The organism is Cohnella algarum (assembly GCF_016937515.1).
In the GTDB taxonomy this organism is placed as follows: Bacteria; Bacillota; Bacilli; order Paenibacillales; family Paenibacillaceae; genus Cohnella; species Cohnella algarum.
Window position 1 is genome coordinate 2,205,799 of the sequence record NZ_JAFHKM010000002.1, and the last position, 26,205, is coordinate 2,232,003.

The window sequence follows — 26,205 nt, forward strand, 5'->3', positions numbered from 1 at the left end:
CAAGAGCAAGGGTGTCCATCGCGAGGTGGAATCTGAAGGAAGCTGGAGGCAAAGTCCCGACCCGAGGAACACGAATCGCATCAGGCATCCAAAGTGGGACGAGTCTGCTAAACAAGACAAAATCCAATAAACTGCACGGACACGAGGATGTAAATACGGCGGGTACATGGGATGAAAGCGACGCGTCTTACCGTGGGAGGTCTCACGGACGCATGAAGCGGATGAGCGAGATGCGGTTGAAACAAGATTTATCGTGAGAAGTCAGCAGAGACCATATTAGTAACGCGACAAGCGTTATGAAGGGTTGAACCTAAGGAGGTGTTAGTCAATGAAAGTTACCAAAGTCGGGACAAAAGAAAGCAGAATACCTTGCTGTAGCAAGGGCTGCCCGCAAAGAGATAGTGCGGAACACGAAGGGTATGCGGGAGCGCTTACCGACAAGCGGATAACTGAAAACAACAACACCAACACCAACAGCCGAGGGGACAAGCTACTAGAGCAAATCTTGAGCCGGGAGAATCTGAACAATGCCTACAAGCAAGTGAAGAGGAACAAAGGCGCACACGGCGTCGATGGGATGGAAGTAGAGGAATTGCTACAATATCTCAAAGACAACGGAGATGAACTCGTAAAGCTTGTTCTGGACGGAAAATATCGTCCAAATCCGGTCCGCAGGGTGGAGATCCCCAAGGACAACGGGAAGATGCGAACGCTGGGCATACCGACCGCAGTGGACAGAATGCTGCAGCAAGCCGTGGCACAGGTGCTACAACCCATCTTCGAACCCCAATTTGCTGAAACCAGCTATGGATTCAGACCCAAGAGAAGCGCGCACGATGCCTTAAGGAAATGTAAGGCCTACGCAAACGAAGGATACACCTATGTCGTAGACATGGATTTGGAGAAATTCTTCGACACAGTCAATCAAGCGAAGATGATCGAACTGCTGTCCAGAACGATTAAAGACGGCAGAGTCGTATCGCTGATCCACAAATATCTGGCGGCAGGCGCGATCAACAAGGGGAAATTCGAGGAGACAGAGCTGGGACTTGTACAGGGCGGCAATATTAGTCCCCTGTGCAGTAACATCATGCTGAACGAGTTGGACCGCGAACTGGAGCGCAGAAGAATCAAGTTCGTCAGATATGCGGACGATATGCTCCTTTTCGCAAGGACGAAAAGGTCAGCGGCGCGGATGCTGGAACACATTCTGCCATTCATCGAAGGAAAATTGCGACTTCGGGTGAACCTAGAGAAGACAGTGGTGGCCTACATCGGAAAGATCAAATTTCTGGGCTACGGATTCTATCCGTCCAAGGACGGAATTAAATTACGTACCCACGCCAAGAGCATCAGCAAAATGAAAGCGAGAATAAAAGAGCTCACGGCAAGAAGCAAAGGGTTTGGATATGACGAGCTGAAATTAAAGCTGAAACAATTCATAACGGGATGGTTGAATTACTTCAAACTCGCGGATATGAAGAGCCTGCTTAAGGTAACCGATCAATGGCTCAGAAGAAGAATACGCATGTACATTTGGAAACGTTGGAAACGCGTACGAACCCGATATGCCATGCTACGTAAACTCGGAAACGACCACAACACCGCCTTCAAGTTCGCGAGTACAAGAAAAGGCTATTGGCGAACAGCCAAAAGCCCAATCCTGCACACGACTGTAACCGACATACTTCTGGAGAAAGCCGGTTACACAACCTTCTCAGCGTATTTCAAGTCTGTTCGAATGTAAACTTAGGAACCGCCGTATACCGAACGGTACGTACGGTGGTGTGGGAGGTCGGCTACTCAACTAATGAGTAGCCTCCTACCCGATTCCAAAATTTTGGCCCGCCTAAAACGTGATCGTGGCTCTCCAGGACCCTCCGCCTCGGGTACATAAATAAGTCCCCGTAACCGTACGGCCATCCGCGGCAATGGTGCCGGTGTAGTTGCAGTCGTTTCCGTCGCTGCTGTTCCGGCGCAAAACCTGGACGTTGCTGTCGAAAATGTTGATCGTCAGTACGGCCGTAATATCCTGCGCCCCGGGCATCGTCCACCTGGCATCGAAAATGTTGCTGTTTCCCAGCCTGCGCCATACCCCGGTCCAGCCGTCTTCTTGTTCGCGCCATTCAACCCAATTGTTGCTGGCCGATCGGAAAGCCGAACGCTCTGTCGGGAAGCTCGGATCGGGGATATCCATAGGACTCGTAACCGGGCGGACGGTAATCGTACGAATACATGGGTCATCTTCTCCTTATTGGATCTATCCGAAATAGGTTATGTTTGGGTTTGAGCCCAAGGTGCCCGCGATTTTACAAACGGGAAACCGATTTATGATCCTGCAGACGCCGAAAAAACCGGCGCTTGGACCGCGGCCCGGATCCCGCTTATTTTCGCCTCGGATCCGGATATCGATCGGCTTCTTTATCGCCTGCAGTTTCGGGGCGAAAGGAGCCGGCTTTATTTCATAGAAGGCAGGACGAGCGGGGCCCGCGGAAGTACGGCTATTGCCGCTAGGATAATATCAACTTTATACCCATTAATCTACTAAAGTAATTTGGATTGCCGGCGTGCTATACTCCAAGTGCACCCAATTATACTAACATAGGGGAAAGGATGAAAAATTTTTAATGAAAAAAATAGTTGCCGCCTCCTCCCTCGCCCTGACGGTTCTCTTCTCTTCCGCCGCGGCCTTTGCGTTGCCGGCGCAGACGGCTTCCGCGCAGGAAATCTATGCGACGAACGGGCACCGCACCGTAAGCATCGCCAAGTCTTACATCGGCAAGGTCTCCTACAAGTTCGGCGTACGGAATCCTTCGAGCCTGGTTTTCGATTGCTCATCCTTCACCCAATACGTGTTCAAGAAAAACGGCATGAGCATTCCGTGGGGCTCCAAGGCGCAAGCAAGATGGGGGCTTCCGGTTGCCAGCAAGGCGCATCTTGCCATCGGGGATCTGGTCATGTTCAGCGTGAATACGCCGGGTCAAATCAACCATGTCGGAATCTACATAGGAAACGGGCAATTCATCCACAATTCGCCCAGCAAAGGCGTCGGCATCTCCAGCTTGAATACCGGTTATTGGAGCAGCCGATATATTACGGCGCGCCACTATTGATGACGATTTTCGCCGACGTGCGAATGCGGAAATAGGGTAGTCGGTCGATCCCTGGTAAAATACGCCGCACCGCGTGCCGGAAGCTGCGCGCGGTGCGATTGGCGGGAAGGCGGGGAAACCGCTAGCTAAAGTGGATTTTATCCAACGAGCAACGAAGAATTAAGGACGATGGTCCGAAAAGGCCTCGCCTGATTGGACAAAAATCAACGAAGCTTCGTTAAACCCCAAGAAGTCCGCTAAGAAGCCCGTCAAGAAGCTCACCTAGCACCCAACAAGCGTACCAACAAGCAACCCCAACAAGCTAGAAGCCCTCGTCCGCCGGATGCTCCGCAAGGCCCCTGGTTCCGGGAAGCGGTTTAAAACCCGATCTTCAAACTCGCCTCGCCCACGCCGACGCCCTCCGACCTCGAAATCGGCAGCTTCTGCTCCTCCGTGAAGCCAATGTTTCTCCGTCCTTCAATGTTTCGTCCTGCTCCACGACATAGCCGACAATATCCGTCAGACCGGCAATATCCATCAGGGACGATATGATTTTCTGGAAATGGAACAACCGGGAGATCAAAAAAGGGAGCAAATTGGTGATCCGCGCCGACCAGGACGCGATTTTCATCCAAAACGGCAAAATCGAGGGAATTTTCAAGGACGAAGGCACCTATTCGATCGAGTCGGACATCGTTCCGTTTCTGTCGACCCTGAGAGGGTTCAAGTTCGGTTTTAACAGCGGCATGCCGATTCGCGCCAACGGCACGTTCAATTTCAAGGTCAACGACTACGTGACGTTCATCGACAAAATCGCCGGCATCAAGGAAAGTTACCTCGTGGGAGAGATGAAAATCCTGATCACGTCCGCGCTCGACCAGCTGCTTATGAAGTGGATAAGCAAGGAAGGCAAGGATATGTTCAATTTGCAGGCGAACGCCGCCGATATCGCCCGAGGCATCCGGGAAGACCTGGACATGCAGGTCATGGACAAAGGGATGGCGATTACGGGCTTCCAGGTGATGAGCTTCAGCTACCCGAAAGAAATTCAGGAGATGATCACGAAGGCGGCTTCCCACGAAATGATCGGGAATTTGTCCAGGTACCAGCAGGTAAGCATGACGGACGGCATCGCTTCGGTTCGCGTGCGGGGCGGAGGCGCCGCCGCGGATATGGCGGGCATGGCGATGGGGATGAACATGGCGGGCGAAATGCTGAAAAATATGCAGGGCACCCCGGCCGTTCCTCCTCCGAATGCCCGGCCGGCGGCCGAAAAGGCTGCGGCTTCCGCCGATCCCTCCTCCGATGGAGCCGCAAGGCCCAATTTCTGCCCGAACTGCGGCGCGAAAAACGAAGGGTCAAACTTTTGTCCGAATTGCGGGCAATCGCTGAGAGGATGATTCGCTAGAGTCGAATCTTCTTCGTCGAGGCTCAAAAATAGGTTTTCGGACAAGTATAAATGGCTCTTCCGAAAGGCAGTCCCCCTCCATAACATAGGATAGATTTTTATTCAATGTGTGGAGGGATTCATTTGATGGCCTTAACTCCAAGTCCGCTTTTCCGTCAGTTCGCGGCGATCCTCCAGGCGCAGCCGCAGGTCATCAACGGCGTTTGCACCGCTTCCGCGGTTCGCAACAATATCAAGGCGACGATTCTGGGCAAGAAAACCCGTTCGTTTTTGGCGATTCCGCAAGCTTTTTCCTTTGAAAGCGTCGGGAGAGACGGGCGGGCGCTTTGCCTGGGCGAAACCGTCATTTTGACGGAGGAAATCAATCCCTTCATTTCGCGGCAGCTCGGCGGTATCGATCGACGCCTTGACGCATTGTCTCTCCGGAGCGATCAAGAATTGGATTGCGGAGCATCCGGATGCGGAGACTGCGATGAACGAGGCCGAGGAGGCTTTGCTTGTCCTGCTGAAAGGTTTTCGAAGCCGGCCGTAAGACCTTTTCCGAAGCCGCCCTCCATCGGGACATTGGCCGAAAGAACGGGCCTTGGAGGATAAAAAGAGAAGCCTTTCCGCATCATAACCGGGATGCCAAAATCCCATGCAAGCAAGGAGATATGCGTAAAATGAAGCTGGCTGCCCATGAACTTCACGATTTGAACGAGCTGACGATGAGCTGCGTGAATTCCATTACGAACATGGCCTATATGATCGACCATATTACGGATCCGGAGCTGAAAAAAATCGTCGAAAGGCACTTTCCTCTTCACGTGCGCGACTACAATATGAAGGTGGAGTTTCTGAATGAGGCGACGGGGGCCAAAACGGAGCTTCCTCTTCTGAAGGAAAACGGCACGCTCGGCGAGTTCACGACTTCGGCTTTCAATCAGTACCCGCCCGTTCAGCCGAGAATTTCCGTGCAAAATTTCGACGACCGCGAGATGGCAACCGCCTATTTGTTGACGCTCAAACGCGCCGGACGCGAATACGCTTGGGCTGCGATGGAGATGGCGAATCCGGAAATTCGGTCTTTTTGCCAAACGGCGTTCATGATGAGCTGCTCCCACGCCTACGACGTTTGGCAGTACATGGTTCAAAAAGGGTTTTATCCGTTGGAGCCGGCGAACCCTGCCGCGATTCAGAAGATCGGGGCGATGTACCGGGTCGTACCCGAGGAACAAGAACGAATCCAGCAATTTGCGGCTCAGTATCCGAATCCGACGGCGGGAGCCAGCGACCAGCTTTACCAGTAATTCGAAATCGCGAGCGGCACCAGTTCCGTTGCGCCTTTCCGGTTAATCGGCTAAGGCGCTTCTTTGCGTTGGGGGAAGAGCCGCGAAACAGCCAAATGGAACAAAAAATGGACAACATTGCATCCGATCGAGGAGTTATAATGAAAGCGATTAACATTAGCGTAAGCTGCGGAGGAGATTTCACTCATGAGCGGGAAAAGCAATCGCATCGGCCTGATCGGCTGCGGCAACATCAGCGCGATTTATTTAAAAAATTTGACGGCGTCAAAGGACGTGCAGGTCGTGGCCTGCGCGGATATCGACGTGGAGCGGGCCAAAGCGCGCGCGCAAGAGTTCGGCGTGCCGAAGGCCTATAGCGTCGATGAGCTGCTCGCCGATCCCGACATCGATATCGTCGTCAATCTGACGATTCCGGCGTCCCATGCGGAGGTGAGCCGGCGCGCGCTGGAAGCGGGCAAGCATGTCTACCTCGAGAAGCCGCTCGCCGTCGAGCTGGAAGACGGCCGCAGCGTCGTGGCGCTCGCGGAATCCAAAGGGCTGCGCATCGCGTGCGCGCCGGAGACGTTCCTCGGCGGCGGCATCCAGACGTGCCGCAAACTGCTGGACGAAGGCGCGATCGGACTTCCGGTTTCGGCCACCGGCTTCATGATGGGGGGCGGGCCCGAAGCGTGGCACCCGGATCCGGAGTTTTTCTACAAAAAGGGCGGCGGGCCTCTGTTCGACATGGGGCCGTATTATTTGACCGCGTTCATCTACCTGCTCGGCGGCATTCGCCGGGTGACGGCTTCCGCCACGATCCCGGTGCCGGAGCGCGTCATCAAGAGCCAGCCAAAGGCTGGCGCCCGCATCGTCGTCGAGACGCCGACGCATATTTCGGGCGTGCTCGATTTCGCGTCGGGCGCGGTCGGCACGCTGATCACGAGCTTCAACGTGAACGGCGGCTCGAATTTGGCGAACACGATCGAAATCCACGGGACCGAAGGCACGCTGAAGGCGCCGGACCCGAACACGTTCGGCGGTCCCGTCCTGCTCCGCAAGCCGGGCGGGGATTGGGAAGAGGTTCCGCTCGCGTTCGGCTACGCGGACAATATGCGAGGCATCGGGGTCATCGACATGGCCCGGGCGATCGCGGAAGGCCGACCGCACCGGGCGACGGGCCGGATGGCGCTGCACGTGCTGGAAGCGATGCACGGGCTGCTCGAAGCGTCGGCGACCGAGCGCCACGTGGCGCTGGAGCCGCTGGCCGAGCGTCCGGCGATGATGCCGGTGGGCGGGTTTTAATCGATTTAGTTTTTCACCATGTTAATGTACATGAGGAATCATTGCGGATACAATCGGGGTGTCGCAACAGAATAGGCTTGCAAGGGCGGTCGGCTAGTCTCCCGGAAGGGAGGTGATGCCATAGAGGTATAGGAGACCCTGACGCTGATGATTTCGTTTGCGTCGCTGGTCGTTCTCATCCGTGCAAGGAGTCGTGTTAGCAGCACGGCTCCTTTCCATATTATGTGTGATTGCCCTCATTTTTTATGGTTTGCCAAGAGACGCAAGCGTTCCGGGAATACGCGTCGCCGATCCTGCTCCGTCGGCGAATACGGGCAATCGAAGACAAACGCCCCTGTTTTGCGCATGATACTATGACGATATCAAGCCGAAGAGGAGGGTGCCAAGGGATGCTAACGTTGAATCAAGCGCCGGTCGTGAAGGCGGAAATGCTGATCCGCAGACCGCGCGCATGCGGAAGTCCTCTTCCGCGTGCGCGGTACATTTGTTCATCGTCCCCTCACGTCGAGCTGCGGACGACCAGCTTTGCGGGCAGCAGCACTTTGCGGGGGAGATGAGGAACCCCGTTGATGCGCTCCAGCAGCAGATCCGCGGCGACCATGCCAATCTCCCTCGTCGGGACGTCGATCGTGGACAGCGGGGGACTGGCGTATTTCGACATTTCGATGTTGGACAGGCCGATGACGGCCACATCGTCGGGGACGGCGATGCCCTTGTCGTACAACCCGCTGAGAGCCGCCATCGCCATCAAGTCGCTTGCCGCGAAGAAGGCGGTCGGATACGGCTTCGATTCGATCAGCCGCTGAACGCGTTCGATGCAAACCGCCTCGTCCCACATGCAGTCGATGACCCAATCCGGGTTCACCTCCAATCCGGCGGCATGCATCGTGGCATAATAGCCCCGGTAGCGCTGGCTGAGCTTGATATCCCCGCTGATTCCGCTGCCGCCGATGAAGCCGATTCGCGTATGCCCCCTTTCGATCAAATGCTCGACCGCCATGGAAGCGACATGGTGGTGGTCGTAGCCCACGTTGTCGATATCCCATCGCTGGGTGTCGATCCCGACGATGTAGGGAACTTGCTTGCGCATATATTCATACGTTTCCGCGTTCAATGTCTCCATCAAAATAAGGCCCGTAACCGATTCGCTGAAGGTGTTGAACAGAATCTTCTTGTCGTTCAATTCGTGACCCGTGCGAATGAAGGCCACGTCATAGCCCTCCCCGATCAGTCGTTCTTCCGCTCCCGACAAGATGGACATGAAGTACGGATCGTTGTATTTATCCTTCGTTACGCTCAAGACGCATCCGATCCGGATGTTCGTTCTGGCGGCCGGAATATCCGCCGCGGATCCGCTGCGCTTTGCGTTCGAGCTGATTTTGTAATTCAGGCGGGTGACGGCCTCCCACACTTTGGCGCGGGTCTCGTCGGTAATTTTGTAGGTGGAGTCGTTGTTCAACACTCTGGACACGGTCGCGGTCGACACGTTGGCCAAATTCGCGACATCCCTGATTGTACTCATGGGTATGGAATCTCCTTTTCCGAAACGCACGGCTCTATTTTGAGTTTATTGTATCATGCCTTTCCGTGTTTACGAAACAAAAACCGGTTATAATTGCGCAAATCGTTTCCTCACATGTTACGTAACGTTTACGCAATACATCATCACAATTTTCGCATAAATGCAATAAACTTTTTCAATTTTAACGAAAAAAATTAATGAAAACTACACAAAACGAACAAATTTCTTAAAAAAACGCTTGCATGATCAGCCTCTCATGCTATAATTACGCCATAAGGTTTACTAAACAAACGTAACAAATAACGTAACAAAATAGTGGTTTACCTGTTGCTTCGAGGGGAGGGGCGCACGGTTCATGAGAAAGCAAAAGACGGTATATCCTTCGATTCTCGACGAGTGGTTTCCCAATCCGGGCATCGGATTTACGGCCGCGCCCGGGCTGATGGGCGATCCGGACGAGGTCTATGATCCGGGTGGGGAGAAGGTTGAGAAATACCGGTTTACCGATGACAGCAAAACCTGCAATCACCCGGACAGCAGGGTGTCTTTCTTCAGCGTCCGTTGGAGGGATTTGGAGCCCGCGAAAGGCGAATACCGCTGGGAGCGCATCGAAGAGAAGCTCGACGCGGCGAAATCCGCCGGCTGCTCGGCCATCGTCCGCTGTTCCCCGTACGCGTTGAACGAAGAAGACGATATTCCGGATTGGTTTCGGGCGGATTTCCCGGACGAGCCCGATTTTCCGTTTTGGAGGATCGATCCGAATTCGACGCCTTACGCGGAGCACTGGTCCGATTTCATTCGGGCTTTCGCGGCCCGGTTCGACGGACACCCCGTCATCAGCTCCGTCGATTTGACGATCGTCGGGGCGTGGGGCGAAGGCGGGGGAACCGAATTCATGGCGCCGGACGCGATCAGACGGATCGTGAACGCGTACCTGGACGGGTTCAAGCTTACGCCGGTGCAATCGCTGCTGCACGACCCGGCGTCGAGCGCCATCATTCGGGAACGGAAAGCGAGCGTCGGCTTCCGCGTCGATTGCCTGGGGGATATGGGCGGTTTTCATGGGAAAAGATGGTCGCACATGACGGACTTTTACCCGCAAAATATTCAAAACTTCCGGATGGGGGACGCCTGGGAGAAGGCGCCGGTCGTCTTCGAAGCCTGCTGGCATATGCACGACTGGTACCGGCAGGGCTGGGATATCGATTATATCCTCGACGAGTCGTTGAAATGGCATATCTCTTCCTTTCATAGCAAGGGGACGATCGTGCCGCAGCCCTGGAAAGAAAACGTCGAGCGCTGGCTCAAGAAGATGGGCTACCGGTTCGAACTGAGAAAATTCACGTTCGATGCCGAAGTCAAGGCGGGCGGGGAGCTGCGCGTTGCCGGTCTTTGGGCGAATGTGGGGGTGGCTCCGATCTACAATCGGTACCCGCTGGTCGTCCGATTGGCCGGGAAGGACCGGACGCTTGCCTTCCGGGCCCGGGAGGATATCCGGGAATGGCTGCCGGACCGCGATATTTGGTGGGAAGAAAGCTTTGTCCTTCCCGAGGATCTGGCGGAAGGCGAATACCGTCTGGAAATCGGAATCGAAACCGGAGTGCCGGAAATCGGAAATCTCAATCTTGCGATCGAAGGAAATGCGGACGGCTACTACCCGATGGGAACGTTGATTCTGGAAAGGGGATAAAAAGAGTGATGGTGGCCCGCTTGGACTTTCAGACGTGCCTGGCCTATTGCCGATTCGATTTTTTGCCGGAAGGGCTGGAGGAGAAGTACGAGGCCTACGTGCCGAATCAAGACGCGGCGTTGATTCCGCGAAGCTTTTTGACCGACCTGTTCGCGCGTTACGAGGTGCCCGAAACGGTCCGGCAAACGCTGCTGCGAGGCATCGAAGCGATCGAAGGCGACGGCACGCTGTTTCATTTTACCAAGTTTCTGGTCGACGTCCTTTGTTCCGCCCGCTGGCGGTGCGACGAAGCGTTCTACACGAATATGACGCCGGGCTGCATGACGCATTCCCGGGAGCTCTACTCCTTTCTCCTGCTCCTCGCCTGCGTCGTTCCTTCCAAGAACTTTCTGGCCGACCGCGGCGTTCCCGAGGCGCATTACGAGGAGATTGCGACTCAATTCCTGAAGCCGCAGCTCGACAAGCTCGCCGAACGCGGGGATGCCGCAGTTGACGATTTTCAATGGAAGATGAATTTTTACACCTGTTCCATTTTTCTTCACGACCGCTTCTATTTTATTGTTCACCGTTTTCAGGATGAATTTACGATGTTCCGCCATGTCCGGACGGGGAAAGTCGCGGCGCTGAGGCATGCGGGCGAGACGTTTCGCGGCGACGGGCAAAAGGACGGGGTGAACGGCATCTCGGATGCGGCCGGCCGTTTCGTCACGGAATGGAGCGAAACAAACGAAACCGTTCGGGCGAACCGGATCAACCCGATGGGCTTCGTCGAGCGGGAGCCGGTCGTTCTCGCGAAGTCGGAGTGGGAGCCCGTGCTGCGCAAAGGGGATATGCTGCTGGCGCTCCACATTCCGTCCGGGCCCGGGTATACGCCCGAACGGCTGAAGGCCTCGATGCGGATGGCCCTCGATTTTTATGCGCGATATTTCCCCGAGCTGCCGATCAGGGGCTTCTGGAGCGAAAGCTGGCTGTACGACCCGGCGTTGTCGCTGCTGCTCGACCCGGAAAAGAGCAATATCGTGCAGGTGCAAAGGCAAATGTACGTTTATCCGGTATCCGAGGGAGACCGCATGCTTCGCCTCGAATTGTTCGGAGACCGGAACGCCGACCCGCTGACCGCTCCCGCGCGAACGTCGCTGCAGAAGGCGGCCGCGGAGTATATGCGAAAGGGCGGCCGCTTTCATACGTCCGGCATGATCGTGCTGAAGGAAGAGGTCGATCGCATCGGAAGCAGGCCTTATGTCGAGGCGGAGGAGATCGAGAAATTCCGGGAAGCGGCCCTCGGCCGTCTGGCGGGGAGGTAACGCGATGTGCATGTACTCGCTTGACCGCTACGAGAAATACAAAACGGTCGTCGCCAGGCCCGTTCCCTTGCCTCGGGCCGACGCTTCCGCCGGGGAAGAACGGCTGACCTACCTCTCTCTCTCGTGGAAAGAGCTGGAGCCCGAGCGCGGGGAATACCGGCTCGAAGGGATCGAGAAGGCGCTTGAGGCCGCAGCCCATCCCGTGCTTGCGCTTTCGCCCGAGCCGCCCGCGTGGGCAAAGTCCGCCGAGAGCGCCTGCTTCGCGGCTTTGGTCCGCAAGGCGGGAAGCCGGTTCGATTCGGACGGCCGCCTTGCCGGCGTCGTCATCCGGGGGCCGACGGACAGCAAAGAGGAATGGAACGCGTACATGGAGGCGTTCGTTGAAACGCCGATTCTCGCGGACCTGCAAAATGCCGCGCTCATTCGCCACCTTCGGGCGAACGGCCGGGAGTTCGGACTTAGGGTAACTTGCGGCGAGGCGAACTGGATCGAATGCTGCGAAGCCTTCGCCAGGCAAAACCTGAACGGGATCTGGAAACGCCGGCCCGTTATCCTTCACGTCACCGACCCCGTTTGCGGTCCGAACGTGCGGCGCGAGGCGTTTCGCTGGCATGCGAGCCTGGCGAACGCGGACGCGGGCGGCGCGCTTGGCGCCCGGCTCTCCCTAAGAAGAATGACGTATCCGGAGACGGTATCGTCCGGCGGGAGCTTTCCGCTGCGGCTGTGGTTCGTAAATGCGGGGAGCGCGAGAGTGTACCGGGAATTCGGACTATGGCTTCGGCTCCGGAAGGACGATGCATCGTACGACATCCCGGTCCGGGCCGATACGGATTCGTGGCTTACGGGCGATCTCGTTCATAACGAGATGCTGCGATTGCCCGATCTGTCGCCGGGGATGTATACGGTGAGTCTGGGGACGTTGTTCCGGGACGGCACGCCGCTCAAATTGAATATCTACGGGCAGGGAGAGGACGGGTTTTACGCGGCCGGCGCCGTAACGGTCGAGCGGACGAGCGCGGACCCGCTTCTGAATATTTGGGATTCGTACTATCCGGAAGGCTATTATCCGCTTGAGGACCCGAAGGTTCCGGAACAGCCGATCTAACGCCACGAACGCGACAAAATCAACGAAACGCTGGAGGGAATCGATTTGAAGCTGGCACTCATCGGTGCAGGACAACGAGGGATGATTTACGCCCGCTACGCGAAAGAAAAGGCCGAAATCGCCGCGGTCGTCGAACCGGACGACATTCGCAGAAAGGCGGCGGCGGACGAGTTCGGGATTCCTCCGGAGCTGCGATTTCGAACGGCGAACGACTTTTTTCGCTCGGGGAAAATCGCCGACGCCGTCATGATCGCCTCCATGGACCGCGACCATTACGAACAAACGATGGAGGCGCTGGAGCTCGGGTACGACATTTTGCTGGAGAAGCCGATCTCGCCCAGCCCCGAAGAATGCTTGCGCATTCAGCAAAAAGCGAACGAGAAGGGCCGCAAGGTCATCGTGTGCCATGTGCTGCGGTATACGAACTTTTTCGCCGAAATCAAAAAAATCATCGACAGCAACGAGCTGGGCAAAGTGGTGACGATCCAGCACAACGAAAATATCGGCAATTACCACCACGCGCATTCCTTCGTCCGGGGGAACTGGCGCCGAAGCGATCTGGCCAGCCCCCTGATCATGCAGAAATCCTGTCATGACATGGATATTTTGGCCTGGCTCGTCGGCAGCGAGGCGAAGCGGATTTCTTCCTATGGCGACCTGACCTTTTTCAAGGAAGAGAATGCGCCGGAAGGAAGCGCCGACCGGTGCCTGGACTGCAAGGTAACGGATTGCCGGTTCGACGCGCGCAAGGCCTATCTGCCGATAAGGGGACAATGGCCGGCCACCGTCATCGGGGCGGATCAATCGGAAGCGGGCCTGCTCGAGGCGCTCAAGACCAGCCCTTACGGGCGGTGCGTCTACCGGTGCGACAACGACGTTTGCGACCATCAGGTCACGTTGATCGAATTCAAGAACGGCGTCACGGTCACCTTCAACCTGAGCGGCTTCACGAACAAAATGTACCGGACGATCAAAATCATGTGCGAGCACGGGGAAATCCGGGGCGACGACAGCCTGAACGTCATCGAAGTAACGAGGTTCTCCTCCAATATGACGGATCGCAGCGAACAAACCGTCATTCGGCCGGCGGCCGTATCGGGGGGCCACAACGGCGGCGACGCGGGCTTGATGGCCGATTTTCTCGAAATGATGGAAAACGGCGGCCAGACGAGCCGATCGTCCATCGACAAGTCCGTGGAAAGCCATATTATGGCGTTCGCGGCCGAGAGGGCGAGGGTGTCCGGCCATGTGGTCGAGATCGATCGATTGAAGGAAGAACTGCAAGGAAAGATTGCAGCGGAGCCGCTTGCGACCGTGGAAAGGATGTGACGCCATGCGTTCGGCCGCCAACGAGACGCCTGCGCCTGCGCCGGCCAGGAAGAAGAACGGATTTTTCCGCGAGCTGAAAAAGCACCATATCCTGTACCTGATGAGCGTTCCCGGGCTGATCGTCCTGCTGATGTTCAGCTACATCCCTTTTTCCGGCGTCTGGATGGCGTTTACGGATTTCAATGTCGTGGACGGGATCTTCGGCAGCCCGTTCGTCGGCCTCGACAATTTCAAGTATTTCTTCTCGTCGGGCAGCATGGGATGGAGGGTCACGTACAACACGCTGTTTATTAACTTTTTCGGCATTATATTCGGGATCCTGTTTCCGGTAGCCATTGCCGTTTTCCTGAACGAAATCCGGAGCGCCGCGTTCAAAAAGCTGACCCAGAGCATGATGTTTTTTCCTTACTTTCTTTCGTGGGTCGTCGTCGGCGCGATCATTTACGGGATTTTTTCGTCCGATGTCGGCGTGGCGAACAACATGCTGGCGCTCTTCGGCATGGAACCGATCTCCTGGTATTCGGAGCCGAAGTACTGGAAAGCGATCGTCATTGCCGCGAACGTCTGGAAATGGAGCGGGTACAGCTCGATCGTGTATATGGCGGCCATGGTCAATTTCGATCAGAGCTTGTACGAATCCGCGAAGGTGGACGGGGCCAATAAAATGCAGCAAATCCTCCGCCTGACGATTCCGATGCTGAAGCCGACGATCATCGTGTTGACGCTCTTGAACGTAGGCCGGATCTTTTACGGCGACTTCGGCATGATCTACGGCATTGTCGGCAACAATCCGGTGCTTGGCGACGCCGTGACGGTCATCGACACCTACGTGTACCAGTCCATGCGCACGCTGGGCTTCTCCTACGCGACGGCGGTCGGGTTGATGCAATCCGTCCTCGGGCTGATTCTGGTGCTCGCGGCCAACCGGGCGGCGAAGAAAATAAACGACGGAGAGGGTCTATTCTAACCATGGAAAAGAACAGGTTGCTGAGCGATAAACTGGTGACGACCCTTGCCTATGTTTTTATCGGTTGCTTTGCCGTCGCTTGCCTCTACCCTCTTCTGCTTACCGTCAGCGTATCCTTCTCCTCCGAACAAGCGATCGCGAGAAACGGCTATTCGATCTTTCCGCAGGACGCGACTTTGGATACGTACACCTATATTTTCGTCAACAGCGGGACCAAAATTCTGCAATCCTACGGAGTCACGATTTTCGTCACCGTGGCGGGAACGATCGGCGCCTTGCTGATTACGAGCATGATGGCGTTCGCCATCTCGATCCGCAAGCTGCGATACCGCAACGTGCTGGCCTTTATTTCCAATTTCACGATCATCTTCTCCGCCGGCCTGATCCCGTGGTATATGGTCAGCGTCAATTACTACGGCCTGAAAAATTCGATCTGGGCTTTGATCGTGCCGTCCATCTTCAACGTTTGGAATATGTTCCTCATGCGCACGTATTTCAATGCCATTTCCCCGTCCTTGTACGAAGCGGCGGAGATCGACGGGGCGAATCATTTCACGGTTTTTTGGAAAATCGCGCTCCCGCTCAGCAAGACGCCGCTGCTGACGGTCGGATTGATGTACGCCCTGCAGTATTGGAACGACTGGTGGCACGCGCTCATTTTCATCAACGACAAAGAGCTGTTCCCGTTGCAGTACTACCTGTACAACATTCTGTCGAACGTCAATGCGATCAGCTCGGGACGCATTCCGTCGGGAGCGTCCGGCAACATCACCTTGCCGGCGGAAACCGTGAAGATGGCGGTCACCGTCATTACGATCGGTCCGATTATTTTCCTGTACCCGTTTATTCAACGGTATTTCGTTCAAGGCATTATGACGGGAGCGGTCAAGGAATAAGGGGCTCGCGGTCATCGGCCTGCGAAGGCTTGACATAAATGAACCTAAACGCGGGAGGGTTATGGATGAAAAGGAGAAAAACGCTTGGTTTAACGGTCGCGATGCTGCTTCTGGCTTTGGTCATGTCGGCATGCAGCCAAGGAAACGGAGGGGAGGCGGGAGAGGCCTCCGGGGATGCGCCCAAGAAACTGGAAACGATGACGATTTTGTATCCCGGGGAAGAAAGCGACCGCATGACGGAGTTTCTGGAAAACGAGTTTGCGGAGAGAATGGCGACCGATCTCGGGCTGAAGGTGGAAGTGATCTTCGTGCCGTGGGCGCAATATTGGGAGCAAAAGGACATCATGCTCGCCGCGAACGAGCCGATCGACCTGTACTGGGACGGGCTGCCGGACTTGTCCACCATCGTGAACAAGAAGCAGGCGATGCCGCTGGACGACCTGATCGAGCAGTACGGCCAGGACATGCTGAAGGTGCTTCCCAAGGAACAGCTTCAAGGCGCGGTCATCGACGGCCAGACATACGGCATCCCATCCGCCTATGCGCCGTCTTCCGCCATGTACCAGCTCGTGACCGTTCGCCAGGACATCCTGGAGGCGGTCGGGATGACGGAAGTGAAAACTCCGGACGACCTGAAGGAATTCGCAGCCAAGGCTGCCGAGCAGTTTCCCGAGCTGAAGGGACCCGCGGACATTATTTTCAAACCGTTGACCCGGTATTTCACCGACGAGCAGTACAACTGGATCGCGGTGGAGGATCTCGTCGTCTTCGGCGAAGACACGAAGAAAGCGTACAGCTATTATGAAACGAAGGCCTTCCAGGACATGGCGAAATTCAACCGCAGCATGTACGAAGACGGATTATATACCGAGGATTTGACGATCAAGTACAACGAGCGCGATTCCCGGATGCAGACGGGCCTCTACCTGTGGGTCGAGGGGTCGCTGGGCAAAGAGATGGAAATCATCAGCGCCGTGCAGGCGAACGCGCCGGATGCCAGGCTGAAGTCCTACCTGCTCGCCGAAGACAAGCCTCGATATATCACTTCGACGGGGGGAGAGGTGCTGGGCATCCCGATAACCGCTCCGAATCCCGAAGGCGCGATGAAGTTTATCAACTGGATCTACCAGTCGCAGGAAAACTACTTGTTCGCGCTGTACGGCGTCGAGGGCAAGGATTACGAGATCGTGGACGGAAGAATCAACAAACTGACCCCGAGCGAATTTTTCTACGAGTGGATGTTCCGGAACCAGAACTACCAGCTGTTTGCGCCGGAAGTGGATCAGGAAGCGATCGATACGTACAAAAGCTGGGACGAGAACGCGATCCTTTCGGACTCGCTGGGCTTCCGTTTCAACAACGAGAACGTCAAGGCGATCGAAACGGCTTTGCGCGAGGCGTCGAAGGACATGGCCGCGATTCGCTCCGGATTCGTCGATTTCGAGACGGGGTATCCGAAGGCGGTCGAGAAATTAAAGAAAGCGGGCATCGACGAATACGTCGCGGAAGTGCAGCGGCAGCTCGACGAGTTTCTGGCAAGCAAGCAGCAATAGGGAGCGAAAGGACCGCGAGTAGAACGCGCATAGAGCGCGAATAGAGCGCGAATAGAACGCGAAGTGAACTCGCGGAAGTTCGGCGCGGCGCGGTCCGGCTTCGCGGGCCCGTTCCTGCGCGACAACAAGTCCCTGCGGCCGACGAGGCGCGGGACTTGTTAAATTTCGCCGCGCAGCTCCGCCGCGCAACTCATCCCGCCGCCTCCGCACGCCCGCCAACGCTCCAGTTGAGTCGTGGCGACTCAACTCACCCCGCCCCGCGCCTCCAGCCGCACGCACTTGAGTAAATATTACCCATCTCGCGGCCTTCACCCGTTCTTCAGCGCTCCAGTTGAGTCATGGCGACTCAACTCGCCCCGCTCCGCGCCTCCAGCCGCATGCACTTGAGTAAATATTACCCATCTCGCGGCCTCCGCACGCCCGCCAACGCTCCAGTTGAGTCGTGGCGACTCAACTCGCCCCGCCCCGCGCCTCCAGCCGCATGCACTTGAGTAAATATTACCCATCTCGCGGCCTCCGCACGCCCGCCAGCGCCTCAGTTGTGTCGTGACGACTCAACTCGCCCCGCTCCGCGCCTCCAGCCGCATGCACTTGAGTAAATATTACCCATCTCGCGGCCTCCGCACGCCCGCCAGCGCCTCAGATGTGTCGTGGCGACTCAACTCGCCCCGCCCCGCGCCTCCAGCCGCATGCACTTGAGTAAATATTACCCATCTCGCGGCCTCCGCACGCCCGCCAGCGCCTCAGATGTGTCGTGACGACTCAACTCACCCCGCCCCGCGCCTCCAGCCGCATGCACTTGAGTAAATATTACCCATCTTGTGGCCTGGGAACAAAATCGGGCCCTCAAATCGGCCTTTTCTTCCGATATTCCCGGGGCGACATGCCGGTCAGCTTGCCGAAAATTTTGCTGAAATACCGGCCGTCCTGGTAGCCGACCATCGCTCCGACATCCGCGACGGAATACTCTCCGTTCGCCAGCAGCGCCTTGGCGTTCTCGATCCGCACCCGCTCGATATATTCCGAGATATTCTCGTTAAACTCCTGCTTGAAGCGCCGGGAGACATATTCGCGGCTGAGGAAGAACCGGCTTGCGATCTCCTGCACGGACAAACTTTCCGCATAGTTCGTTTCGATAAACTGCTTGATCGCATAGATCGCGTTGTGTTCCTGATGGCGCTTCTCTTTCAGCCGCCCGGCGATTTGGGCGAACGCCTCCGTCCATTCCCGCCGCCACTCGTCCGGCGACAGTCTCCCGCGCGCATCGATCGGAAACAGCCCGGGGGAGCTTGGCTTGACGGGATCGCCCGCCGCGGCGGAATCCGAATCCGGCAGCAGGCGGCCGGTCAGCAGCTCGAACTCGTACCGCCAGTATTGCAAATGCTCCCACGTGACGTGCCGAAGCCGGCCGACGGCCTCGATCCATTTGCCGACCGCGTCTTCGATCCGGCGAACGTCGCCGCTGTAGACGGCGGTCGAAATCTGGCTGCCGTAATCGGTCAGCGGGACCTGCTTCTCCGCGGGAGAAGGAACCCCCGCATCGAAATGGATCCATCCGCCTTCCTTCGCGTACGAAACGGAACGGGCGGTCCGCAGCGCTTTCTCGAAAGCGGCGTGAATCCCTTCGGGAAACGCTTCCGCCTCCCCGCAAGCGAAATGAAAACGGGCGCCGAGAAAGCGCGAGAAAGCGTCGTTCATGTCCGCAAGCTTTCGGTTAAGCTCCGCGAAGCCGCCGGTAAACAGCAGGACGATTCCGTAAGCCGGATTCGCATGCTTGAACGCGTAGCCGGTCCGGCCGGAGCCGATGATCTCGTTGCAGATGTTGGTCATCAAAAAGTACAGCAAGTCGAGGTTGCGGCCGAATTTCCGCAGGACGGGGCGCGGCAGCGGGTCGGTCAGCAGCATCGCGACCCGGCACTTGCGGGCGTCCGACCATCCGAACGCTTCCTGAAGCTCGTCGGCGCAGGTCCGATAGGCGTCCGGCTGCGAAACGACGGCCGACAGCGTTTTGTCCCGGTACGCCGGTATCGTGCGGTTGATTTCCGTGTTTTTCCGAATGCGGAGATGCCGTTCCTCCTCTTCCTTCTGCCAGGCGCCGACGGCGCTTCGAAGCGTATCGAGCAGCTCGCTCCGGTTGATCGGCTTGAGCAAGTAATCGAGTCCGCCGTGCTTCAGCGTGTTGCGGATGTAGGTATAATCGTCATAACCGCTGATGACGATTCGTTTCGCATGGGGCGCCTCCGCCTCGATCCATTGCAGCAGTTCCATGCCGTCTCCGTTCGGCATTTTCATGTCGGTAAAGACGATTTCCGGATTTTCTTCCCGAATGAGCGTCATGGCCGAGACGCCGTCGGACGCTTCGAGAATGTCCGTGATGCCGAATTCGTCCCAGTTCACCAGCAGCCGGATCGAAATCCGGACATCGGTTTCGTCGTCCACGATCAACGCCTTCATGCCGGAAGCACCGCCTTTCGCATGGGAATTTCAATGACGACCGAAAAGCCCGACGGGGCGAGATTGCGGACGGAAACCCGCGAAGCGTCGTCGAAGTACAGGCGCAGCCGGGATGCGACGTTGAGCAGGCCGATGCTGCCCGCGTCGTCGCCCATGCTGCCGCCCATTCCGCCACCCGCGTCGCCAACCATGCCGCCCCTCGCGCCGTCCCCCGTACCGCCACCCGCGCCGCTCCCCGAGCCGCCGAACGCCTCGCGCTCCAGCAGCCGTTCCAGCTCGCGAGCGCGTTCCGGGGAAACGCCCTCCCCGTTGTCGCGAACCTCGATTCGCAGCGCATCCCCGGCTCTTTGCGCCGTTATCTCTATTTCCGCTTCCTCCATCCCCGACCGGAAGCCGTGCTTGAAGCAATTTTCCACGAGCGGCTGCAAAATCATTTTCGGCACCGTCACCCCCGCAGCGTCCGGTCCGCCAAGCTCGATGCGGTAGCGCAGGCGCTCCTTAAACCGCTGCTTCTGCAGCTCCAGGTAGGCCTCCGCATGATGAATTTCCTTCGAAAGCGGCACGACCGACTCCTCCGTGTTCATGTTGTAGCGCATCATCAGGCCGAGCGAAGAGGTCAGCTCGTAAATTTTGGGCACCTGGTGCTGCAGGGCGACGGAGCCGATCGATTGCAGCGTGTTGTAGATAAAATGCGGGTTGATCTGCGCTTGCAGCGCTTTCAATTGGTTGTCCTTGTTGGCCAGCTCGAGCCGCAGCTCGCGCATGATCAGGTTGTCGATCGTATCGACCATGTTTTTGATCGCGTGGCCCAGCACGCCGACCTCGTCGTTGCGTTCCGAGTCGATGTGCAGCTGCAGCTTGCCGAGCTTGATTTTTTTGATCGATTCGGTCAGCTTCTTGATCGGGGCCGTAAGCTTGACGGAAACGAGCAAGGCCGCGGCGACGGCGACCAGAAGGAACGAGACGAGAACGAGCAGGTTCATTTGCAGCACGTTCGAAGCGTTCCGGAACAGGTATTCGTTCGGAATTTGCTTGACGAGAATCCACGTCCGGCCGATCAGCTCGAATTTTTCGTAGACGACGATGCCTTGAAATCCGGTTTCCTTCCATTCGAAGTGCCCCGCGCCGGACAGGCTGTAACGGGCATGCTGCAGCCAGGCGTCGGACGGCTTTTGGCCGATCAGCCGTTCCTCGGACGAGAAAATAACGGTTCCGGCATCGTCCATCAAATAGATGTTTTCGTCGTTTTTGTCATGGAGCATGTCGCCGATGCGGAGCAGCCCGTCCAGCTTGAAATCGATCGACAGAATGCCGATCCGCTCTTTCAGCGGGGCGCGGTACACCGGCCGATGGATCGTAAAAACGGTGTTGGAGGGACTGTACGGAAATTCCTCCATGCCGTAGTTGTGCGAAGGATGAGGGGGTTCGAAAAAAGGATCGTCCTTGTTCACGGGCTGAACGTAACGGCCGTCGAGTCCCGTTCGGCCCGCTTCGCGTTTCAGATAGCCGTCGATCAGCAAATAGGACCGGTCGGCCAGCTCCGAATACAAGTAGACCTGCTGGACGTCTTTGGACGATTGTTCGATCGCGTGAAGGCCGGAATACAGCTTGTTTTCGACGATGAAATCGCTTCGCCCCCTGGCCAGAATGTTGTACAGGCTGTCGGGCTCCTGGATGTTGTTATAAATGGACAAGGAGATCGCGTTCATTTGCTGGAGCTGGTTCATCAGGCTCGTGGCGCCCTGCCGGACCGCGTTCGAGTTTTCCCGAACGGCGTCTTCCTTAAGAGAGTGCCGGGTGTAAAAGTAGGAGATCAGGATCGAAGCGGCAATCGGCAGTAGAATGGCGACCAGCAAAAACGCGCTCAGCTTGTTCCGTATGCTGCTGCGAAACATGATGGATGCCCCCCGGTTCCCGGAATTGGTTAACAGTCTATCACCGCGTCCGGGGAAGATCAACCTCCTTTCGAGCAGATCACAATCTTCTACATTTTTGTTCAAATCCGTTCGTATTCCGGGGCCGGGGCGGGCCACTATACTCAGCTGTAAGGGCTTACACCACACAACGCCCAAACAGGGAGGGTTTCGCTTGAAGAAAATCGCATCCATCCTTTTGACCGCCGGCTTGTCGTTATCCGTCATCCTGTCGGGCTGCTCAAGCGGGAGCTCCGGAACCGGCTCGCCGGAAACGGGCGCTTCCGCGTCGGGATCCGCTTCCGCGGGGGCCGGTTCCGGCGGCGGCGACGAGATTACGCTCTACACGATTCAATCCACGAATCCGAATTTCCAGGCCTGGCTGGACGAAGCGCAGGAAAAAAGCGGCGTCAAAATCAACTGGATCGCCGCCCCGACCGATTCGGACACCCGCCAGCAGAAGGTTTCCACTATTTTGTCTTCCGGTGACGACACGGTCGACATTCTCGAGATCAACGACGAAATGGCGACCTCGTTCAAAAACTCCGGCTGGCTGGAGCCGCTGCAGGATACGGTCATGACGGACGACATCCTGTCGCAATTTCCGCAGGGCTACATGGAGGATATGCTGACCTCGGCCGACGGGGACATTATCGGCGTCCCGAGCTATTCCGGCTATCTCGCCCTGTGGGTCGACCAGAAAAAGCTGGACGCCGCCGGCATGACCTCGATCGAAACGGAAGAGGATTTCGTCAACTTCATGAAAGCGTCCACCAAGGACGGACAATACGGCTACGGCGGCTCCTGGGAAAAAACGTACGTGTTCAACGAAATCGCGACGTTCGTCAACCTGTTCGGCGGCGATTATTTCGATTGGACGAACGAAGGCAGCCGGAAGGCGGTCAAGTTCATGTACGACATGGCCAACACCTGGAAGGTGACGCCGGTCGACCAGATCGCGGACAAATACGAGCAGATGAACCAGAAATTCATCGACGGCAAATACGCGATGGTGTTCATGTGGGGAACCGGAACCGACTACAAGCAGGCGAACCGGTACGGCAAGGACCAGATCCACATGATCAACATGCCGAAGTTCGCGACGCGAAGCATCTTCACGGATTCCTGGAGCTATGTGCTGAACGCCGCCTCGCCGAACAAGGAAGCGGCCGTCAAGTTCCTGAAATACCTGGCGAGCGAGGAAGGCGAGCTGAACGGCTGGACGAACTTCGACCGGTACCCGGCCCGCGCCGACGTTGCGGCCAATCCCGCCGTCTCCGGCGACGTCAAGGAAATTTACTCCGAAATCCAGGCGACAAACGAGGTGCACGGCCGCCCGATGCTGCCGCAGACGATGGAGTTCATCTCGGAAATCGGCACCCTGTTCCAGAACTACGTCCAGGACAAAATCACGCTGGACGAATTCTGCGAGAAAGCGCAGGAAGCCGTCGAGCGCTACAAGTAAACCGACCGTAAGGGTCCGACAATCCACAAGAAAGGCGCGTTCCCATGTATGCGAGCAAAAAATATTTGACCGTCGCGTGGATCCTTGTGCTGCCGGCCTTGCTGATTCGAATTTTTACGACGATCTATCCGATTATCGAGACGTTCCGCATCAGTTTTTTCGACGTCAAGCTGCTGCGAGGCACGAACGAATTCGTCGGGCTGCAAAATTACATCGACCTGTTCGGCGATTCGAAAATGCTGACCTCCCTCTCGTTTACGGCGATTTTCGTCATCGGCTCGATGGCCGGCCACCTCGTCCTGGGGATCGCGCTGGCCCTCATCCTCAACATGAAATTCGCCGGGCAGAAGATGCTGCGGACGATCGTGCTGCTGCCGTGGGCGATGCCGATGGTCGTCATCGCGATGGCTTCGAAGTGGGCGTTCAACAACGACTACGGGCTGGTCAACGATTTTATCCGCTGGTTCGCTCCGTCCTTTCAGCTCGATTGGCTCATTCATACGAACACGGCCCGGTTCGCCGTCATCGCGGTGGATTTGTGGAAGGACATCCCGTTTTTCGCGATTCTGATATTGGCCGGCCTTCAGTTTATTTCATCGGATATTTACGAAGCGGCCAAAATCGACGGCGCGGGGGCCGTCCGCTCCTTTTTCAGGCTGACGCTCCCGCTGCTCGCCAAAAGCATTCTCGTGCTCAGCATTTTCTTCACGATGTGGAGAATTACCTCCTTCGACGTTGTGTACGCGATGACGAGCGGGGGGCCGGGAGAGAGCACGGCCCTGATCGCGTATCGGGTGACGACGGAGGCGTTTACGAACCTGAACACCGGCTACGCCGCTTCCATCGCCATCGTCCTGTTCCTCGTCATGGCCGTCTTGAGCGGCATCAGCATGTCCGCGACGAAGCGCGTGGATTATTAAGGAGCGATCGCGTATGGTACCCGGAATTTTCAAACAACGGCTTCTGAAAGGGTTGATGTGGGGGCTCGCGCTCGTCGTCGCATTTTTGATTCTGTTCCCGCTGTGGTGGATTTTCGTCTCGTCGATCACGCCGGCCGGCGAGCTGTTCTCGAAGCCGATCCGGTACTGGCCGCGGCATCCGACTCTGGAAAGCTACCGGTATTTGATCGAGCACGCGGGACTGCTGTCCAAAATCGGAAGCACCGCCGTCATCGTCGGCTTGTCCATTCTGATCGGCATGGTCGTGTCCGTCATGGCCGCCTTCGCCTTCGCCCGCTTTCGAAGCAAGGGGCTGTCGATCGCGGTGGCGTTCCTGCTGGCGTCCATGCTCATTCCCGACGTCGTGACGGCCCGGCCGCTGTACGACTTTTTGCGGAGCGTGCATCTGTACGACACGTATACGGGGCTGATCGTCCTGTATATCAGCGGCATCTTGCCGTTTACGATCCTCATTTTGCAAAACTATTTGAACGACATTCCGGTTTCCATCGAGGAATCGGCTTCGATCGACGGCTGCGGATTTTTTCAGTCGCTATTCTACGTGACCTTGCCGCTGCTCAGGCCGGCGCTCGCGACCGTCTGCATCGTGAACTTCATCACGTGCCTGAACAACTTCTTTACGCCGCTCTTTTATTCCAACGGAATCTCGGTGCTGTCGACGGCCATTACGCAGTTGCCGTTGCGGGACAACATGTACGCCGTGCCCTGGGATCTCGTCAGCGCGATGGGCTGGATCATTATTTTGCCGATCCTCGTTTTCGTCGCGATTTTTCAGAAGCAGATCATGGAAGGCATTATGGCGGGCGGCGTAAAGGGCTAACAAACGATTCGGGAGGAGAAAAAAGAATGAATGCGAACCCGTTCATGGGAGGGCTGTCGGCCCTTCCTTTGCTCAAGCCCGGCAGCAGCCGGGCGATCACTGCGGAAAATCCCCGCGGCGAAAAGGGGAAGGGCGGCATGGCCGCGAGCCATCTCGGCCCTTCCCGCAAAGGCTCGCCCTGCATACGCGACGTGCAGCCGGGCGCGACGGCGACGCTGGCCGAGGTAGACGGGCCGGGCGTCATCGAGCATATCTGGATCACCGTAACCGACCGGACGGACGCGGACTGTTACGTGCTGCGCGACCTGGTGCTGCGCATGTACTGGGACGACGAGACGGTTCCTTCCGTCGAGAGCCCGCTGGGCGATTTCTTCTGCAACGGCTTCGCGAGAGGCTGCATCGTGAACTCCGTCCCGATCGCGGTCAACCCGACGAGAGGGTTCAACAGCTATTTTCCGATGCCGTTCCGGCGCAAGGCGAAAATCACGATCGAAAACCAGCACGAAGCGCCGATTCCCGCCTTGTTTTATCAGATCGATTACTGCCTGCACGACGAGCTTCCGGAGCATACCGCGTATTTCCACGCGTTGTGGAGGCGGCAGCGGATCACGAACAAGGCGGAGGACTACGTCATTCTGGACGGGGTGGAGGGATCGGGCCACTACGTCGGGACGTACATGGCGCTGACGACGCTGGAGCGGTATTGGTGGGGCGAAGGGGAAATCAAAATGTACATCGACGGAGACGGCGACTATCCGACCATCTGCGGCACCGGAACCGAGGATTATTTCGGCGGGGCCTGGAGCTTCGCGACGCAAAAGGACGGGAGAACGGTCGAAAACACGTACTGCACGCCGTACATGGGCTATCCTTACTATTCGCGCCATGACGATACCGTCCATAACCCGTACCACAACGACGACGTGCCGCCGATGCGGGGGTTTTACCGGTGGCATATCCCGGACCCGATCCGGTTCCGCCAGGACCTGAAGGTGACGATTCAGCAAATCGGAGTTTATAAAAAAGGGCTGTTCGAGCGCCAGGACGACGTGGCGTCCGTCGCGTACTGGTACCAGACCGAGCCGCACCGGCCGTTCGAGCCATTGATTGCCAAGGAAGAAAGGTGGCCGAGATAGCCTCGGCCCTTTATACTGATCG

Annotated in this window: 21 protein-coding genes; 17 read left to right on the forward strand and 4 right to left on the reverse strand. The window is 56.9% G+C overall.

Features of this window, described 5'->3' with window-relative positions; all coding sequences use genetic code 11:
- The first annotated feature begins 328 nt into the window (after window positions 1-328).
- Window positions 329-1,747, forward strand: a complete 1,419-nt coding sequence (gene ltrA / locus JW799_RS10040; RefSeq protein WP_080831771.1) for a group II intron reverse transcriptase/maturase — start codon at window positions 329-331, stop codon at window positions 1,745-1,747.
- Between the two features lie 102 nt (window positions 1,748-1,849).
- On the opposite strand, the gene JW799_RS10045 is transcribed toward ltrA, so the two are convergent.
- A complete protein-coding gene (locus JW799_RS10045) occupies window positions 1,850-2,197 on the reverse strand; it encodes a hypothetical protein (RefSeq protein ID WP_080831770.1) in 348 nt (115 codons plus the stop codon).
- A 430-nt stretch (window positions 2,198-2,627) separates the two neighbouring features.
- Between JW799_RS10045 and JW799_RS10050 the strand changes: the two genes are divergently transcribed.
- From JW799_RS10050 to JW799_RS10070, 5 genes are all read left to right on the forward strand, one after another.
- Complete coding sequence (locus tag JW799_RS10050; RefSeq protein ID WP_080831769.1) at window positions 2,628-3,113, forward strand: C40 family peptidase; 486 nt, start codon at window positions 2,628-2,630, stop codon at window positions 3,111-3,113.
- A 527-nt stretch (window positions 3,114-3,640) separates the two neighbouring features.
- Window positions 3,641-4,492, forward strand: coding sequence for an SPFH domain-containing protein (locus JW799_RS10055; RefSeq protein WP_205429612.1), 852 nt, complete (start codon window positions 3,641-3,643; stop codon window positions 4,490-4,492).
- A gap of 134 nt (window positions 4,493-4,626) precedes the next feature.
- A complete protein-coding gene (locus JW799_RS28535) occupies window positions 4,627-5,094 on the forward strand; it encodes a DUF1259 domain-containing protein (RefSeq protein WP_240353606.1) in 468 nt (155 codons plus the stop codon).
- 68 nt (window positions 5,095-5,162) lie between these two features.
- On the forward strand, window positions 5,163-5,789 hold the full coding sequence (locus JW799_RS10065; RefSeq protein ID WP_080831767.1) for a spore coat protein: 627 nt from the start codon (window positions 5,163-5,165) through the stop codon (window positions 5,787-5,789).
- 186 nt (window positions 5,790-5,975) lie between these two features.
- Window positions 5,976-7,070 carry a Gfo/Idh/MocA family protein gene (locus tag JW799_RS10070; RefSeq protein WP_080831766.1) on the forward strand — a complete coding sequence of 365 codons (1,095 nt, stop codon included), beginning with the start codon at window positions 5,976-5,978 and terminating at the stop codon, window positions 7,068-7,070.
- 499 nt (window positions 7,071-7,569) lie between these two features.
- On the opposite strand, the gene JW799_RS10075 is transcribed toward JW799_RS10070, so the two are convergent.
- Window positions 7,570-8,592, reverse strand: a complete 1,023-nt coding sequence (locus JW799_RS10075) for a LacI family DNA-binding transcriptional regulator (RefSeq protein WP_080831765.1) — start codon at window positions 8,590-8,592, stop codon at window positions 7,570-7,572.
- A 355-nt stretch (window positions 8,593-8,947) separates the two neighbouring features.
- Here JW799_RS10075 and JW799_RS10080 point away from each other — a divergent pair, with 355 nt between their 5' ends.
- From JW799_RS10080 to JW799_RS10110, 7 genes are all read left to right on the forward strand, one after another.
- Window positions 8,948-10,282, forward strand: a complete 1,335-nt coding sequence (locus tag JW799_RS10080; RefSeq protein WP_080831764.1) for a DUF4832 domain-containing protein — start codon at window positions 8,948-8,950, stop codon at window positions 10,280-10,282.
- Between the two features lie 8 nt (window positions 10,283-10,290).
- Entirely contained in the window at window positions 10,291-11,586 is a 1,296-nt protein-coding gene (locus tag JW799_RS10085) for an acyltransferase domain-containing protein (protein ID WP_205429614.1), read from the forward strand.
- Between the two features lie 4 nt (window positions 11,587-11,590).
- Window positions 11,591-12,691: a DUF4832 domain-containing protein gene (locus JW799_RS10090; RefSeq protein ID WP_080831762.1), complete on the forward strand. Its 1,101-nt coding sequence runs from the start codon at window positions 11,591-11,593 to the stop codon at window positions 12,689-12,691.
- 45 nt (window positions 12,692-12,736) lie between these two features.
- Window positions 12,737-14,020, forward strand: a complete 1,284-nt coding sequence (locus JW799_RS10095) for a Gfo/Idh/MocA family protein (RefSeq protein WP_080831761.1) — start codon at window positions 12,737-12,739, stop codon at window positions 14,018-14,020.
- A gap of 4 nt (window positions 14,021-14,024) precedes the next feature.
- On the forward strand, window positions 14,025-14,987 hold the full coding sequence (locus JW799_RS10100) for an ABC transporter permease (RefSeq protein ID WP_080831760.1): 963 nt from the start codon (window positions 14,025-14,027) through the stop codon (window positions 14,985-14,987).
- A gap of 2 nt (window positions 14,988-14,989) precedes the next feature.
- Window positions 14,990-15,883: a carbohydrate ABC transporter permease gene (locus tag JW799_RS10105; protein ID WP_080831759.1), complete on the forward strand. Its 894-nt coding sequence runs from the start codon at window positions 14,990-14,992 to the stop codon at window positions 15,881-15,883.
- A gap of 65 nt (window positions 15,884-15,948) precedes the next feature.
- The gene (locus tag JW799_RS10110; protein ID WP_080831758.1) at window positions 15,949-17,436 is read left to right on the forward strand and encodes an extracellular solute-binding protein; all 1,488 of its coding nucleotides are present in this window, start codon (window positions 15,949-15,951) and stop codon (window positions 17,434-17,436) included.
- 846 nt (window positions 17,437-18,282) lie between these two features.
- Here JW799_RS10110 and JW799_RS10115 read toward each other — a convergent pair.
- A complete protein-coding gene (locus tag JW799_RS10115; protein WP_205429616.1) occupies window positions 18,283-19,890 on the reverse strand; it encodes a response regulator transcription factor in 1,608 nt (535 codons plus the stop codon).
- Window positions 19,887-21,785, reverse strand: coding sequence for a cache domain-containing sensor histidine kinase (locus tag JW799_RS10120; protein WP_205429618.1), 1,899 nt, complete (start codon window positions 21,783-21,785; stop codon window positions 19,887-19,889). The genes JW799_RS10115 and JW799_RS10120 overlap by 4 nt, the downstream gene beginning before the upstream one ends.
- A 193-nt stretch (window positions 21,786-21,978) precedes the next feature.
- On the opposite strand from JW799_RS10120, the gene JW799_RS10125 reads away from it, so the two are divergent.
- The 4 genes from JW799_RS10125 to JW799_RS10140 are packed head-to-tail and all read left to right on the forward strand — an operon-like array spanning window position 21,979 to window position 26,183.
- A complete protein-coding gene (locus JW799_RS10125; RefSeq protein ID WP_205429626.1) occupies window positions 21,979-23,268 on the forward strand; it encodes an extracellular solute-binding protein in 1,290 nt (429 codons plus the stop codon).
- A 44-nt stretch (window positions 23,269-23,312) separates the two neighbouring features.
- Window positions 23,313-24,188, forward strand: a complete 876-nt coding sequence (locus JW799_RS10130; protein WP_205429627.1) for a carbohydrate ABC transporter permease — start codon at window positions 23,313-23,315, stop codon at window positions 24,186-24,188.
- A gap of 13 nt (window positions 24,189-24,201) precedes the next feature.
- Window positions 24,202-25,047, forward strand: a complete 846-nt coding sequence (locus JW799_RS10135; protein WP_205429628.1) for a carbohydrate ABC transporter permease — start codon at window positions 24,202-24,204, stop codon at window positions 25,045-25,047.
- Between the two features lie 26 nt (window positions 25,048-25,073).
- Window positions 25,074-26,183 (forward strand): glycoside hydrolase family 172 protein, encoded by a 1,110-nt coding sequence (locus JW799_RS10140; protein WP_205429629.1) that lies wholly within the window; start codon window positions 25,074-25,076, stop codon window positions 26,181-26,183.
- The last annotated feature ends 22 nt before the right edge of the window (window positions 26,184-26,205 follow it).

Coding starts and splice junctions, on each gene's coding strand:
- ltrA (WP_080831771.1), top strand. CDS start 329: ATGAAAGTTACCAAAGTCGGGACAAAAGAAAGCAGAATACCTTGCTGT.
- JW799_RS10045 (WP_080831770.1), bottom strand. CDS start 2,197: ATGGATATCCCCGATCCGAGCTTCCCGACAGAGCGTTCGGCTTTCCGA.
- JW799_RS10050 (WP_080831769.1), top strand. CDS start 2,628: ATGAAAAAAATAGTTGCCGCCTCCTCCCTCGCCCTGACGGTTCTCTTC.
- JW799_RS10055 (WP_205429612.1), top strand. CDS start 3,641: ATGATTTTCTGGAAATGGAACAACCGGGAGATCAAAAAAGGGAGCAAA.
- JW799_RS28535 (WP_240353606.1), top strand. CDS start 4,627: ATGGCCTTAACTCCAAGTCCGCTTTTCCGTCAGTTCGCGGCGATCCTC.
- JW799_RS10065 (WP_080831767.1), top strand. CDS start 5,163: ATGAAGCTGGCTGCCCATGAACTTCACGATTTGAACGAGCTGACGATG.
- JW799_RS10070 (WP_080831766.1), top strand. CDS start 5,976: ATGAGCGGGAAAAGCAATCGCATCGGCCTGATCGGCTGCGGCAACATC.
- JW799_RS10075 (WP_080831765.1), bottom strand. CDS start 8,592: ATGAGTACAATCAGGGATGTCGCGAATTTGGCCAACGTGTCGACCGCG.
- JW799_RS10080 (WP_080831764.1), top strand. CDS start 8,948: ATGAGAAAGCAAAAGACGGTATATCCTTCGATTCTCGACGAGTGGTTT.
- JW799_RS10085 (WP_205429614.1), top strand. CDS start 10,291: ATGGTGGCCCGCTTGGACTTTCAGACGTGCCTGGCCTATTGCCGATTC.
- JW799_RS10090 (WP_080831762.1), top strand. CDS start 11,591: ATGTGCATGTACTCGCTTGACCGCTACGAGAAATACAAAACGGTCGTC.
- JW799_RS10100 (WP_080831760.1), top strand. CDS start 14,025: ATGCGTTCGGCCGCCAACGAGACGCCTGCGCCTGCGCCGGCCAGGAAG.
- JW799_RS10105 (WP_080831759.1), top strand. CDS start 14,990: ATGGAAAAGAACAGGTTGCTGAGCGATAAACTGGTGACGACCCTTGCC.
- JW799_RS10110 (WP_080831758.1), top strand. CDS start 15,949: ATGAAAAGGAGAAAAACGCTTGGTTTAACGGTCGCGATGCTGCTTCTG.
- JW799_RS10115 (WP_205429616.1), bottom strand. CDS start 19,890: ATGAAGGCGTTGATCGTGGACGACGAAACCGATGTCCGGATTTCGATC.
- JW799_RS10120 (WP_205429618.1), bottom strand. CDS start 21,785: ATGTTTCGCAGCAGCATACGGAACAAGCTGAGCGCGTTTTTGCTGGTC.
- JW799_RS10130 (WP_205429627.1), top strand. CDS start 23,313: ATGTATGCGAGCAAAAAATATTTGACCGTCGCGTGGATCCTTGTGCTG.
- JW799_RS10135 (WP_205429628.1), top strand. CDS start 24,202: ATGGTACCCGGAATTTTCAAACAACGGCTTCTGAAAGGGTTGATGTGG.
- JW799_RS10140 (WP_205429629.1), top strand. CDS start 25,074: ATGAATGCGAACCCGTTCATGGGAGGGCTGTCGGCCCTTCCTTTGCTC.